This is a genomic window from Vibrio atlanticus (assembly GCF_024347315.1).
In the GTDB taxonomy this organism is placed as follows: domain Bacteria; phylum Pseudomonadota; class Gammaproteobacteria; order Enterobacterales; family Vibrionaceae; genus Vibrio; species Vibrio atlanticus.
In genome coordinates, this window is record NZ_AP025461.1 from 882,675 (window position 1) to 896,813 (window position 14,139).

The 14,139-nt window shown below is 45.5% G+C and carries 10 protein-coding genes; all 10 read left to right on the forward strand.

All coding sequences use genetic code 11. From position 1 onward, the window contains the following. Positions 1–14: 14 nt before the first annotated feature. The 10 genes from OCV30_RS19625 (at position 15) to OCV30_RS19670 (ending at position 13,795) form a co-directional block, all read left to right on the forward strand. Positions 15–968, forward strand: a complete 954-nt coding sequence (locus OCV30_RS19625; RefSeq protein ID WP_065679944.1) for an iron-siderophore ABC transporter substrate-binding protein — start codon at positions 15–17, stop codon at positions 966–968. Then, positions 968–2,962 (forward strand): Fe(3+)-hydroxamate ABC transporter permease FhuB, encoded by a 1,995-nt coding sequence (gene fhuB / locus OCV30_RS19630; protein WP_065679945.1) that lies wholly within the window; start codon positions 968–970, stop codon positions 2,960–2,962. Before OCV30_RS19625 ends, fhuB begins: the two co-directional genes overlap by 1 nt. Before the next feature lie 205 nt (positions 2,963–3,167). Further along, a complete protein-coding gene (locus OCV30_RS19635; RefSeq protein ID WP_065679946.1) occupies positions 3,168–3,980 on the forward strand; it encodes a crotonase/enoyl-CoA hydratase family protein in 813 nt (270 codons plus the stop codon). Between the two features lie 93 nt (positions 3,981–4,073). Beyond that, positions 4,074–5,237 (forward strand): OmpP1/FadL family transporter, encoded by a 1,164-nt coding sequence (locus OCV30_RS19640; protein WP_065679947.1) that lies wholly within the window; start codon positions 4,074–4,076, stop codon positions 5,235–5,237. Next, on the forward strand, positions 5,237–5,926 hold the full coding sequence (locus tag OCV30_RS19645; protein ID WP_065679948.1) for a hypothetical protein: 690 nt from the start codon (positions 5,237–5,239) through the stop codon (positions 5,924–5,926). Before OCV30_RS19640 ends, OCV30_RS19645 begins: the two co-directional genes overlap by 1 nt. Positions 5,927–6,303: 377 nt before the next feature. Beyond that, on the forward strand, positions 6,304–7,359 hold the full coding sequence (locus OCV30_RS19650; RefSeq protein ID WP_244499059.1) for an NADH:flavin oxidoreductase: 1,056 nt from the start codon (positions 6,304–6,306) through the stop codon (positions 7,357–7,359). 420 nt (positions 7,360–7,779) lie between these two features. Then, on the forward strand, positions 7,780–8,415 hold the full coding sequence (locus OCV30_RS19655) for a CatB-related O-acetyltransferase (RefSeq protein ID WP_065679950.1): 636 nt from the start codon (positions 7,780–7,782) through the stop codon (positions 8,413–8,415). Positions 8,416–8,593: 178 nt separating this feature from the next. Next, on the forward strand, positions 8,594–10,240 hold the full coding sequence (locus OCV30_RS19660; RefSeq protein WP_065679951.1) for an ABC transporter transmembrane domain-containing protein: 1,647 nt from the start codon (positions 8,594–8,596) through the stop codon (positions 10,238–10,240). Next, positions 10,237–12,489 carry an ABC transporter transmembrane domain-containing protein gene (locus tag OCV30_RS19665; protein ID WP_065679952.1) on the forward strand — a complete coding sequence of 751 codons (2,253 nt, stop codon included), beginning with the start codon at positions 10,237–10,239 and terminating at the stop codon, positions 12,487–12,489. Before OCV30_RS19660 ends, OCV30_RS19665 begins: the two co-directional genes overlap by 4 nt. Next, a complete protein-coding gene (locus tag OCV30_RS19670; RefSeq protein ID WP_017098437.1) occupies positions 12,482–13,795 on the forward strand; it encodes an HlyD family type I secretion periplasmic adaptor subunit in 1,314 nt (437 codons plus the stop codon). The genes OCV30_RS19665 and OCV30_RS19670 overlap by 8 nt, the downstream gene beginning before the upstream one ends. Positions 13,796–14,139 lie beyond the last annotated feature (344 nt).

A 14,139-nucleotide genomic window follows, 5' to 3' on the forward strand; every position in this document is an offset into this window, starting at 1 on the left:
GAGTAGGCAACAATATGAATTTACAACGAATAGCTTCCCATGTTTCTAAAATAAAGAGCTTGCATATAAAGCTGGCGGTATCCGTATTAGCGAGCGCTTTATCGTTTAATGCGATGGCCGATTACCAAGTTGAAGACAGCGAGGGCGTTAAAACCCTTGAAGCTCAGCCTGTTAGAGTGGCGGCGCTGAACTGGGACATAGCCGAACAAGTGATTGAACTCGGTATAACACCAGTGGCAGTGCCTGATATCGCTGGCTATACCGATTGGGTTGTTCAACCTGCGATCCCAGAAGGCGTGGCGGACATTGGCACTCGAACTGAGCCCAACTTTTCTGCTTTGAAGAAGCTAAACCCTGATGTGATTCTCATCGCTTCACCGCAGAAAGATCTTCAGGATCGACTCTCTGAAATTGCGCCCGTACTTTACTACCAAACGTACAGTGACCAGCACAGCAATGCTGCGGCTGCTATCGAGAACTTCAAGAAGATTGGCCAGTTACTTGGTAAAGAAGAACAAGCGAACCAAAAGCTGGCCGCAATGGATGAGCGTATCGCTGTCCTTAAGGCTGAACTGGATAAAGCGTATCCGGGCGACAAACCGAAAGTGACCTCTTTCCGTTTTGCGAGCACAACTTCTGTGTTCATTTATGGCGATAACTCGATTCCACAATATGCGCTTGAACAGTTAGGTTTTGAAAATGCGATGGATCTTCCTGCGAGTCAGTGGGGCATCAGTCAAAAACGAATGACAGAGCTTAAGAACGTAAAGAAGGGCATTGCACTTTACTTTGAACCTTTCCCATATCAAGACAAACTAGACCGTTCTCCGGTTTGGAAGAGCATGCCTTTTGTTCGTAATGGTCAATTTAGCCCAGTAGCGGCAAGTTGGAGTTACGGCGGTGCCATGTCGATTTTGTATAACGCAGAAGCTATGGCGCAATCGCTGTTGACGTTAGCGGAGCAGTAATGAAATCCAGTGGTTTGGTGATGGGGGCAGCGCTGTTTTTCGCTTCCCTTGTTCATTTATGGTTAGGGCAATCTGAATTTGGCCCTATCGGTGAGCTGCTCCAGCAAGTTTCACTGATCAGTGACAGCGCGGCATTCAACTCAATGGTTGATGATTCATTCGAGTTGATGGCGTTAATCTATGTCAACTTGCCTCGCTTGGTCATGGCGATCTTGGTTGGCGGAACACTCGGCACCATAGGTAGCCTGTTTCAACAACTGACGCAGAACCGAATGATGTCGCCGCTTACTTTAGGTACGTCGTCAGGAGCATGGCTTGGTCTGGTTATTCTGAATGTGGTTGCGCCGATGTTGGTCGCTCAGTATTCAGTTTGGTTCGCTCTGATCGGTGCACTGCTGGCGATGGGGCTGATTGTTTCTATTGTCGGAATCAAAAACATGAGCGGCTTGCCAATTGTATTGGCGGGCATGGCGGTCAACTTGTTGCTAGGGGCATTTGCGACAGCAATTATCTTGCTTAACGACCAGTACGCACAGAACTTGTTTGTATGGGGAGCGGGTGATCTAGGGCAGAATGGTTGGGAACAAGTAATTTGGCTGATGCCTAAGCTACTTCCGATCTTCGCCATCTTCTTATTGGCGCCAAGAGTCCTGACTTTACTTTCGATTGGCACTGAAGGGGCAGCAGCACGCGGGCTCAATATTGGCGCAACATTCTTTGTGCTAATGGCAATTGGCGTTTGGTTGGTCTCAGTGTCGATTACCTCAGTGGGCGTGATCAGCTTTATTGGTTTGATAGCTCCGAACATTGCGAGGCATTTAGGTTTTCTAAAGGCCAAATCTGAACTCGTCGCAAGCTGTGTATTAGGTGCGCTACTGCTTTGTGTGACCGACAGCTTGGCGATTTTCTTGGCGCAATGGTCTTTGGATATGATTCCAACAGGAACGGCAACCGCGGTGATTGGCGCTCCAGCGTTGATCATTATTGCGAGAAAGCAATTATCGGCTCAAGATCAGCTGTTTTTCTCGATGCCTAAAGGCCCAAAGTTTATTTCACCTTTGGCTTACTTCTTGTTGGGCACAGTGCTTTTCGGGTTGTTGGCGTTGAGTACGCTCTCACAGCCTTCTTCTGATATGGGCTATTTTGTTATCCCAGACGCTTTTGAATGGTCGATTCGTTGGCCGAGAATGTTAACCGCGATATTCGCTGGTGGCGGTTTGGCGGTTGCTGGCGTAATTTTACAAAGGTTAGTCTACAATCCGCTTGCAAGCCCGGACATTCTTGGTGTGTCGGCGGGCGCAGTTCTGGCGTTGATTTTCAGTAGCCTGTTTATGGGATATTCGATTCACTCCTTGAGCCCGTGGGTTGCGTTTTTGGGCAGTGCGATTGCACTGTGTTTATTGTTACTTCTTGGCAAGAAGCACCAGTTTGCGCCGTCTATTTTAATCCTGACTGGTATCTCGCTCACCGCAATGCTAGAAGCTTTGGTGCAATTCTCTTTAACGCGAGTGGGTGAGGGGAAATACACTTTATTGGCTTGGTTAGCGGGGTCTACCTATCGTGTTGAACCTGAATCAGCAATGATTTTGGCCATGGTGATAACGGCTTCTATCGGGGCTGCTTTACTGTTGAGTCGTTGGGTGACCTTAATTGCGACTGGACGTCAGTTCGCGAGTGCCAGAGGGTTAAATATCAATCTCGCCTACGTGGCATTGTTGTGTATTGTTGCGATCTTATGCTCGGTCGTGACAACCACCATGGGGCCAGTCGCATTTGTCGGCTTGTTAGCTCCGCATATCGCTGCAATGATGGGGGCTCGCTTGGTTCGAGAGCAGATCATCTTGTCGTTTTTAATTGGTGCTGCTCTCATGCTATTTGCAGACTGGTTAGGGCAAGTGGTGGTGTTCCCAGCGCAGCTTGCAGCAGGGACGTTAGTTTCCATTATTGGTGGCAGTTACTTCATCTTCTTGTTATTGAAATCTCGAAGAACATAGGTTCTCCCAAAACTGAGAGTCCTTGATTATCAAAGCTACGAATGAAAAGCAGTGAATGGAGCGATCCATCACTGCTTTTTTGTTGATGTTGTTTATGTAAGGGAGAATCGTTAAGCAACACAGGTCTCGCTTCTCAATGTGCAAGTTTGGCATATGTTAATAAAATGTATAATCTAAAGGTCTGACCACTGATAAGGTAGCCACCATGCCAAACCTCGATCGTATTACTTGTTCCATTGATGAAAACCAAATTGCGACGGTTGTTTTGAATCGACCCGATAAGCTCAATGCTATTGATATGGCAATGTTTCAAGGCGTGAATAACATGGTGACTCAGCTGAAAAAGAACACCGAGATTCGAGCTGTAATAGTAAAAGGCGAGGGTTCTGATTTTTGTTCAGGGCTTGATGTTAAGTCTCTTTTGACCAGTAAATCCGGGGCGATGAAGCTGTTGTTTAAATGGCTACCGACATTGCCTAACGCTGCACAACGCTTTTCATTGGGTTGGCGAGATATTCCATGCCCTGTCATTTTTGCGATTCACGGGCGTTGTTGGGGAGGTGGGCTTCAATTAGCGAGTGGTGGTGATTTTAGAATCGCTAGCCCTGATGCAAATTTCTCGATATTGGAAGCGAAGTGGGGGTTGATTCCTGACATGGGAGGCGCTATCGCATTTAGAGAGCTGATGCGTAAAGATCACACCTTAGAAATGGCAATGACGGCCAAAGTGATCGACTGTGAAACCGCGAAAGAATATGGATTGGTGACCAAGATTGCTGAAGACCCTTACGCTGAAGCCTATGCGTTGGCACTTGAGTGCGCGAATCGGTCGCCAGATGTTGTCGCTGCTAATAAGAAACTCTACAACAAGACTTGGTGGTCCAGTCCTGGGTTCGCCTTATTTTACGAGACTTGGTATCAAATAAAGGTAGGGTTAGGTAAGAACAGAGCAATTGCTGCTCAACGTGAAATTCATCGAGACAAGCCGCGTCCATACGTCGCTAGAAAGTTCAAATAACGCTTGTAAAGTAATAATGGGTATTCCCATTGTTTATAGGGCTTTGCGGTAACCTTAGATCAATTTAATGTCTAAGGCTAAATGAGCAATCTGATGAACAAAACTTTTACTTACTCGCTAGCTGCCACCGCAATTTTTACAAGTTTAAATGCTTTCGCAAGTGGTCTATTTTTACAAGAAGCTGTTATTGCTAATGCCGGTACAACTGGTGCAGGTGACGGTGTTTACTCTCGTTCAGCTGCTGCGATGTGGACTAACCCAGCAACCATGTCTCACATGGGCGAAAGCAAAACGACCATCAATACCATGGCGTTCGATCTTGAGATGAAATATCAAGACAACCAAGACTCTAGCGATGATGGAAAAGGGCACTCAGTTCTTCCCTCATTTGGTGCCTTTCATGCTCATCAAGTAACAGACCAACTGCACCTTGGTATCGCACTTGGCGCTGTCGGTGGCTCAAGCCTTGATTATGGCAGTGAGTGGGCAGGCAGCCCTTTACTTGAAGATATCACTCTTACTGCGATGCAGGTGAACCCGTCACTGAGCTATCAACTGAATGACCAATGGTCTGTTGGCGCGGGTATTCAATTGAGTTGGGCTGCATTACAACAGTCAACATCTGCGTTGACCGTCAAACAAGACACAGATTGGGCATACGGCTATAACCTTGGCGTGATGTATACCCCGACAGATAAGCTTAAGTTGGGTGCGAGTTACCGTTCGAAGCTAGAACATGAGTTCAATAATGACGTAAAAGGTCCAACAAATATCGGACTACTGAACTCTTTATCTACAGATATTGTAGTTCCAGAAATTATTGACTTAAGTGCGAGTTATGCGTTGAACCAACAGCTTGACCTGTTGACGAGTATTCAGCTGCACCGTTGGAGTGAGTGGGATACTACTGTTCTCGATTTTGGAACCCAAATAGGGGGGCTCCAGATCGATCGTGACTGGGATGATGTTTGGAAATTTGCGGTTGGTGCTGATTATCAACTTAACTCAGACTGGCGTCTAAAAGCCGGCATCTCTTACGAAACCTCTCCGCAAGACGACCCAACAATGCAGTATGTTGACCTTCCAGTAGGCGAGCAATATCGCTACTCGGTAGGCGCGTCTACTTACTGGGATGATATTTCAATCGACGTGTTCTACGAATACGCTGATTTAGGGTCGGTTGATATGGACAGATTTATGGTAGATGGCTCATTCGACGGTCGTATCCACTTTGTTGGCGTTAGTGCGACCTTCTAATGACATTACGTAATCTATTACTTATTGCTACGGCAACGCTCGGATCGATGGGTGCTTTGGCTGAAGAGAAGCACCCTGATGATCCGACTAAAATCGTGACCAAAGCGGGCGTTGCTTATAACGAAGATTTGCAGTTCTCAGGCTCTATCGGTTTAGATGAAGCGCGAATGATCAATGCTCGTGTCAATGCGGACGGCGAAGAGTGGCGATTAGGCGGTTCATGGCTGTTGCCGATGGGTATCGTGAATTTCAACTTTAGCCGTTCTGAATATGATAACGATGCTTATAAGAACAACTACAGTATTGGCACATTTATACCACTGAGCTATTTCGATATTGAGCCGTTCGGTTGGCAAATCTTCCCAATGGCTGGCTACAGCTATAACGATGGTGAAGTAGCCGTATTCGATGATGATAACGTTGGCTCTGACTATGTATTGATGCCGAGCTCAACACACGGTGGCTATATTGGTGCGTTTGGCTTAAAAACGATAACCGATGAATGGTCTATCATGGGATTTGGTGGTGGTTCAATGGGTTCTGACGATTACTCAGGCTATTGGGCTGGCGTTGGTGCGAGCTATAAATTGAGTGATGCTCAATCATTCAACTTCTTCACTATCTTTGCTGAGGATGACTTCGGTGAAAACAACAGTGTTGGTGCATCTTACACCTATGAGTTTAAATAGCTGTTAGCAGGCAGCAATTCGCAGGTGGACACCTCTCGTAAGAACCATTGACTTAGTTCAGATTAAATTGAACAAAGTCGCTTATTAAAACTGAGCGACTTTCTTTTATTCTATTTCCCAATCTTTTTTATCTCTTTCTCATGTGAGAGTACTGCTCTCTTAATCTAGATTAAGTTTTCCTCGCCTTATTCTCTGTACTATCCGCATAAATCAACGCCCATTCAGTAATGGACAAAAGAGAGTCACTTTGTGAAAAAGAAGTGGTTCTCTTTTGTCTTTTAAAATGGGCAAACATAATAAAGATTTAATGAGGATAAGACTTGAGCACTTTGTTTACAGAAACCCACATTGGCAAGATGACACTAAAGAACCGCTTCATGAGAAGTGCAACGTGGGAAAATATGGCTACCGAAGATGGGCATATGACAGATAAACTGTACGCTATCTATGAAGAGTTGGCTCAAGGTGAAGTCGGCCTGATCGTAACGGGTTACGCGAACATCGTTGAAGAAGAAAAGCCAAATGCGGGCATGATGGGGATGTATAACGACTCATTCATTGAAGAGTATCAAAAGCTGACTCAATTGGTGCACGACAACGACTCTAAAATCGTGATGCAATTGGCTTATGGTGGCACGAAAACCACGCATGATCTTGGCGAACGAGTGATCTACGCACCAAGTGAGGTTCCAGAAAAAGGAACTCAAACACTAGGCAAAGCGATGACCAATGATGAGATCGACTACATTGTTGATGCGTTTGCTCAAGCATCTTTGAGAGCACAAAAATCAGGTTTTGATGGCGTTGAAATTCATGCCGCTCACACTTACCTGATTAATCAGTTCTTAAGCCCTTACTACAACCAACGTGAAGATGAGTACGGCGGTAGTTTAGAAAACCGCATGAGATTCTTGTTAGAGATCTATATCGCGACGCGTAAGTTGGTGGGAGATGATTTCCCTATCTTGGTTAAGCTTACAGCTTCGGAGTTTTTTGAAGGTGGTGTTACCTTCGATGAAACACGTCTCGTGTGCAAAAAGTTAGAAGAAGTGGGTGTTGATGGCATCGTGGTGTCAGGCAACATCCATGGCAAAGCCGACACCATGATTGGCGAATCTCACGATGGATTCATCATTCAAGCTGAAGGTTATTTTCACGAATATGGTCATGCTATCAGCCAAGACGTTAATATTCCGGTGATCACGGTTGGCGGCCTAACGGATTTCGATGCCATTGAAGCCATCGCAAATAACACGGGCATTGAATACTTCGCGCTTTCAAGACCGCTGCTTTCTGAACCACATTTGGTTAAGCGTTGGAAGGAAGGGGATAGAAGCCCTGTTGAATGCGAACGATGCTCTAAGTGTCGTACTAAGCGCGGTAACTTCTGCGTGGTGAATAAAGACAGAAAAGTACAGCTTGCACGCATGTAGTCGCTGAGCCCAGCTCCAAGCGAGCTCCGAAGTTTATAGCTGAGTCTAAGTTTGAGCCTGTGTAATCGCGCAGGCTCTTGTTCATTCCGTATTCCACGAAACGAAATTTGAAACCTTATTACTCACATCTTCCTGTCAAATTGGCGCGACTAAACAGTTACACTACGCCTGTAAATTATCCAACCAAGTTATCGATAAAAACTGGGCAAACTTTGAAACTACTTCCTCTTCTTAAGCAACCTCGAATCCACTGACGCCTCTTTAGTTTTAGCGACATTGCTATGATTTAAGCGTGATACTCACTATTCGTCCCTGTGAACCCTGTGTTTGTGGGCCGTTAGTTTGTGCACCTTGGATTTGCATCGTCGAACACTTTGATATTGAAACGAATAAAACTAAATAGATCATTCAGAGGTAAAAATGCAAAAGAAGCATTGGTCCAAATTCGAGTTGTTGCATGAAGTCGTAACCAACCCCAATATTCATGTAAAAGGTCAACACAGTTATTACAGTGATTGCTGGGATAACGGTTTTGAACAATCGGTAGTGCGTTATTTACACGGCGACGAAGTCAGCCGCCAGTGGGAGCCTCGATGGGAAATCGACGAACTCTATATCGGTGATTATGTCTGTATTGGCGCAGAGGTCGTGATTTTGATGGGTGGCAACCATACCCACAGAGTTGATTGGTTTTCGCTGTATCCATTTATGGATGTCATCGACGATGCCTACATTGGCAAAGGTGGCACTCACATTGAAGATGGGGTGTGGTTAGGCATGAGAGCGATGGTGATGCCCGGTGTGACGATTGGCGAAGGCGCTGTAGTTGCAGCGAATAGTGTGGTGACTAAAGACGTCGCTCCATACAGCATTGTCGGTGGTTCTCCAGCTAAAGTCGTCAAATACCGCTTTGGTGAGTCCGTTATTGACGAACTCATGTCATTCAAAATATACGAGTGGCCCTCAGATAAATTTGAAGCGCTGAAACCGTATTTATGTAACTCAGACTTTTCAAAGTTAAAGCAGGCGATAACGGATTACGACAATTGTTTGTAAGGAGCGCTTGTAACGAGCATTTGTAAGGTGCGTTTTTAAGGTACGGGTATAGCCACAGATTTGTATAGAAAGATCTGTGTCATATTTATATTGAAAAACACGTTAAATCAGTCCGTTACCTTGCAATACTCAACATGGTGTACCAATCTTATTTCATAAGCATGGATAAGGATTGTGTATGCCCGCAAGTTCAATGAAAAACAAAGGGGTGGTGGGGAAAGTCCTACTGCCTTCTTTACTCATAAATCTTCTCTCTCTCGCCGTTCCGTTAACGGTTTTACAAATTTACGATCGTATTTTACCTAACCAAAGTTACGGTACTGCCACTTTGTTGTTGGCGGGTGCAGCGTTGGCTGTTGCCATGGAAGCATTAATCCGGTTTGTGCGTACTTGGCTTTTGTCAGCCGCGGCCAGCAATACCGAGAAAGCGACCTATCAAACTTTGGTTGAAAGAGTAACAACGGCTTCATCAGGCCATCTCCGCCACATTGGTGTTGGCGGCGTGGAAGAGGGGCTTGGTTCTGTATCCAAAGTCAAAGATTGGTATTCCGGTGGTGTGATTGCAGGCTTTATTGATTTGCCTTTTGCCTTGATCTTCTTGGGCTTGGTGGCTTACATCGGCGGTGAGCTGGTGGCGATACCTTTGGCAGTTTGGCTGATTACTCTTGGAATCGTTTGGTTATCTTCTATTCGCGTAAAAAGCTTAAGTGAAGAGGCTTCCCAAGATGAGCAGGAGCGAAAAGCGTTCTTGATTTTGCTGAGCCAAACCATTCAAGGAATAAAACGTCAGGCCGTTGAGTCTCGAATCTTCAACCAGTTTAAATCCCTCAATAATGTTCGCTCTCAGTCTAAAGCGAGAGAAGAAGAACAGAACGCCTTCGCCCAAGAATGTATTCAGCTTGCCGCATTAGCCACGTCAGTGTTACTCGTGATTACGGGGAGCTTATGGGTGTTGGATGGTCAGTTAACTACTGGTGGCTTGGCGGCATGTTCTATCTTATCTGGCAGAGCGGTTGCGCCTTTGAGTGCACTGGTTGGGGTTCGAATCAAGCTTAATTCAATACACAGTGCTAATCAGGCAATTGAAAAATTGAGTGACTTGTCACTATCTGAGTTTTCAGATTCTGAGCAACCTGAGATCCCTTTATCTGACTTTGAGACGTTGGAAATCAAGCAAGCGACCGTTGAAAGATACGGTGAACTCTCTCATGCAGATGTCACACTGAATAAAGGTGAGTTGGTATTGTTAGAGAGTGAGGATCGCCACACTAACAGTCATTTATTGTCGTCGATTGCAGGTATTGATGATCTAAAAGCGGGGGAGTGCTTCATTAACGGAGCTGCAGTTTCAATCGCATCCGTAACCAATATTGTGGCCTACTGTGGCGTTAAAGGGCAGTTGGTGTCGGGTACTATTCTCGACAACTTGTGCGGGTTTGACCCTGAGAAAACGCAAAGCGCCAGTGACTATGCAAAGCGTTTGGGTTTAACCAAAGAGATTACTCGATTACCCGATGGACTAGAGACACAAATTGGCCATACGAGTGCTTCTTTGTTGAGTATGGGTAACGTGAAAATGCTCAATATCGCGGCTCAATTGGCAAGTGATAAACCCATAATCATGTTGGAAAGGCCGGATTCTTCACTTGATTTAGACGCCCTTGGGAATCTAGCTAAGGTGTTGGAAGAAGAAGTAACGGCAGGACGCACGATACTGATGGTGAGCTACCATTCGAAGCTTCGCGAATTGGCTAATCGAATCATTACAGTGGAAAGTCGAGCTATTACGGTCGACAGCGAGAGCAATCAGGAGGCCGTCGTATGAATCGTTTAGATATTGGTAACCCTTCAGGTACGAACAACCGTGCAGATACCAGCGGTCGACAAGAGGTGATGAACCATTTAGAAACCGAGAGCCTTTCCGTTCTTAAGCAGTTGGAAGTTAATGCTAATATCCAGTTGTTCGCACATCAATGGGTCGATGAAAATGGCATTGAATCAATCGACGATATGTTTGCCTTGTTCGACAGGCTTGCACTGCCTTATCGCTTGGTTGCCAACCTAGATGACGTTGGTGAACATAAATTGGTCTTGCTGGTGCTTGGTGAAAATGAGCTTGTCTCTGGTCATTTAGAATCCAAACAATTTGTTGCCTTTAATGCCAATGACGACATCACCGATGTCCCTCAGTTTTGCATCGTTATCGAAGGGCCACCATTAGAGAAGGCCTCTCCTGATTGGGTTGGCGAAAGGTTACATGCGTTTCGTCCCATCATTCCTAAATTGTTGTTGGTCAGCTTTATCACTAACTTATTTGCGCTTGCCGTTCCTTTCATCACGATGTCGATTTATGACCATGTGATTGGCGGTGATGCAGGGCATGAGTTGCAAGGTATCGCCATTGGCGCGGCGTTGTTGTTTGTGATGATGGGTTGGTTGAGAACATTACGTAGCCGCGTGTTTGCTTCAGTGTCGAACCGAGTAAGTCGTGAGATTTCTCAATCCCTCGTGCAGCGTCTGCTTCGTAATAGCTATGCTCAAAATCAGCAAACAGCTTCTTCTAGTCAGCAAAACCAAGTGATGTTGTCAGAGCGTATTTCAGGTGTGCTATCGGGGCCATTAGGAAATGCGTTATTTGACCTACCATTCATTCTTATTTTTGTACTTGCGATAGGTGTTTTAGGCGGATGGTTGGTACTGGTTCCAGTCGTCTCTTTAATCCTTTATTACTTGCTAGCAAAACGTTCGATACGCTCTAGCAGCAAGCGCTCGATGCAATCGACAGTGGCAGGTACGAATCGTCAAAACATGACTAATGAGCTGTCATCCAAGCTTGCCTTTATTCGCAGTGCTGGATTCTCAGAGCACTGGATTCAACGTTTCAAAAAAGCCAATCTTCTTGCTTCAACAGTGACCTTTAATCAATCGGTTCTCCAGAGCCGGTACACCTCGATTTACTATTTCATTGGTGTGGGGTCGACACTCGCCGCGATGGGGTTAGGAATAGGACTTATTTTTGAACAAGTGATGACGCCCGGTGGTTTGATTGCTTCAATGATGTTGATATCTAAGGTGACGGGTCCAGCTCAGGTGTTGGCAAACAGTGCGATGCGTTTTAATAGCTTTAATCAATCCAAGCTGCAAGTGAACCGTATTTTGTCTCAGCCGTCTGAGCGTGAATTCAGTTACCAGCATCACCCGTTACCTGTGGTAGCGCCTAACTTGAAATTAGAGCAAGTGACACTGCGCTATCCCAAACAGAGTCGCCCGGCCTTGAATGGTGTGAGTTTTGATATTGAAGCCGGTGAAATTGTCGCGATTACCGGCCCTTCTGGGAGCGGTAAATCAACATTAATTGAAGTGCTGTCTGGCTTGCAGCCTATCCAAAATGGCATGGTTGAGCTTGAAGGCGTTAACCTCGTTCAATACGATCCGCAGCTTTATCGCCACTGGTGTTTTATTCGAGCCGCATATCCTGATTTGCTTACGCTGAGTATTCGAGAGTGGCTAAACGACGGTCACAAAGTCGAAGATAAGAAAATGATATCTGCAATTGAAATGGTGGGCGGAAAGCGTTGGTTCGAGACATTATCAGGTGGGCTCGATACTTCCATCAGCAGTATTCAGCCGGACAGCCTTTTTGACATGTTGTCTGGCAGCGTCGCGCAGATCCTCATTGATGCAAAAGCGCTGGTTTATGACTACCCAATGTTCTTAATGGATAATCCTGTGCCTGATGCTCACCCAAATGCTAAACGTATATTTGGTGAGTTTGTGCAGTCGAAAAAAGGAAAAGCAACGGTGATTTACACGTCCCACGATCCGGATTTAATCAAGCTTGCCGATAAAGTGGTGGTATTAAATGAAGGTGCAGTGGTTTATGCCGGTCCATTAGAGCCGGAGCAGTCTTCGAAGCAGGAACAGCCTTCAGAGCCTCAAGCTTCTCAAGAACCGCAGTTATCTGAGCAACCGTTATCTCAAGAGCTACAGCCGTCAACTCAAGAGGCGTCTGCTCAAAAAAATGCAGCCCAACAAGAACAATCAAAGTCTAAGCAAGGAGTCGCTAATGACTAAACAATCTATCGAGAAGGGCAAGCGCTACGGTGAACTTGTTGAATCACAAAATACGGCTCGTACATTGGCGCTGGCCACATGGTCGGTTGCCTTATGTGTTATTGCTTTTGCCACTTGGTCTGTAGTCACTCAAGTTGATGAAATCGCCAAAGCCAAAGGTGCTGTGATTCCGGAAGGCGAGAAGCAAGTATTACAAAGCGCGATTGGCGGGAAGTTAAAGCAAATTCTCGTTAAAGAAGGGCAGTTGGTTGAGAAAGGCCAGCCGCTTGTTGAGTTTGATGCCACTTTCCAGCGTACCGCCCTTGAAGAGCTAAAGTCCCAACAAGTGACGCTTCTAGCCAGTGTGGAACGTATGAATGCGCTGCTTGAGCAGCGTGAGCCTAACCTTGCTGAGTTTGAGGTCGATTACCCAGAGATCGTCAGCCAACAAAAAGCGCAGCTGAACGCGCAAAAAGCCCTCTACTTCCAAAAGCGTGTGGTGCTTGAGAAAGAGAGCGAACAAATTGCAGAGCAGCTTCGTAGTGTAGAAAAGGCCTTGCCGAGTTATGAGAAAGAGTTGAATGCGACTAAGCAAGAGTTGAATATACTAGAAAAGGGTTATAAATCGGGCAACATTTCACGCTTACGTGTGCTTGAAATGCGTCAAAAACTGGCCAGTATTGAGCAGAAAATTGAAGAAGCTCGTGGCAAGAAGTCGGTATTGATTAGACAAGCTGACAGTAATGACCAAAAAATCATACAGCTTCTGGCCGAGGCGAAAGCTAAAGTGAGCGATGATCGTTCTAAAGCCGTCTCTGACTTGTCAGCCCTGAACGCCAGAGTACGTTCAAGCCAAGCGAAACTGACCAACACCATGTTAGTGTCGCCGCTACAAGGTTTGGTGCAAAGCCTGCCAAGTACAAAGAACGGAGGTGTTATTCAGCCGGGTGGCACTGTGGTTGAAATTGTTCCTGTTGGTGGGAAAGCCGACTTTAAAGCTCGTTTGTCGCCAAGAGATATTGGTTTTGTGAGTGTAGGGCAGCCGACTCGTATCAAGATTGATGCGTTTGATTACAGCCGCTTTGGGGCGCTAAAAGGGGCGGTTGAGAGTATTTCACCGACCACAAGTCAAAGCGAGCGTGGCGAGATCTATTATGAAGTCGTCGTCTCGGTGGATGTTCCCTATTTCCGTGATAATCCTGAGAGCTTTTCTATCTTGCCAGGTATGACGGGCGAGGTAGATATTACAACCGGTGAGAAGTCAGTATTCCAGTATTTATGGAAACCGATTTATACCAACGTGAGTGTCGCGTTTGGGGAGCGTTAGTTTGTTTTATAGTTAAAAGTTAGAACTTAACCGAACTAAACGACTGTCTTGTATTTCAAGGTGTTAGAATAAATATCAATAGGTTATGGAAAGTTTAACTGCGTATAAAAACATATAACTTTGTCTTTCGGGAGATTCTGTCGCCAATTTGTCGCCATAAAATCTTCTCTTTAATAAGGATAAATTGTTGGAGAGATAAAGATTAAAGTTAATTCGAAGTAGATTCACAGATAGTTAAAACCATCGGCAAGTTCTGGCTAGAAACAATTTAAGGCGTTTGAGTTAATTTTTACGTTTTAGGTTACGCAAAGCAACTTGAAACTAGAAGTATTGGGGGATTTATG

Bases quoted from the DNA above. Each gene is read 5' to 3' on its own strand.
- OCV30_RS19640 (WP_065679947.1), top strand. From the start codon at position 4,074: ATGAACAAAACTTTTACTTACTCGCTAGCTGCCACCGCAATTTTTACA.
- OCV30_RS19650 (WP_244499059.1), top strand. From the start codon at position 6,304: ATGAGAAGTGCAACGTGGGAAAATATGGCTACCGAAGATGGGCATATG.
- OCV30_RS19660 (WP_065679951.1), top strand. From the start codon at position 8,594: ATGCCCGCAAGTTCAATGAAAAACAAAGGGGTGGTGGGGAAAGTCCTA.
- OCV30_RS19635 (WP_065679946.1), top strand. From the start codon at position 3,168: ATGCCAAACCTCGATCGTATTACTTGTTCCATTGATGAAAACCAAATT.
- OCV30_RS19670 (WP_017098437.1), top strand. From the start codon at position 12,482: ATGACTAAACAATCTATCGAGAAGGGCAAGCGCTACGGTGAACTTGTT.
- OCV30_RS19645 (WP_065679948.1), top strand. From the start codon at position 5,237: ATGACATTACGTAATCTATTACTTATTGCTACGGCAACGCTCGGATCG.
- OCV30_RS19665 (WP_065679952.1), top strand. From the start codon at position 10,237: ATGAATCGTTTAGATATTGGTAACCCTTCAGGTACGAACAACCGTGCA.
- OCV30_RS19625 (WP_065679944.1), top strand. From the start codon at position 15: ATGAATTTACAACGAATAGCTTCCCATGTTTCTAAAATAAAGAGCTTG.
- fhuB (WP_065679945.1), top strand. From the start codon at position 968: ATGAAATCCAGTGGTTTGGTGATGGGGGCAGCGCTGTTTTTCGCTTCC.
- OCV30_RS19655 (WP_065679950.1), top strand. From the start codon at position 7,780: ATGCAAAAGAAGCATTGGTCCAAATTCGAGTTGTTGCATGAAGTCGTA.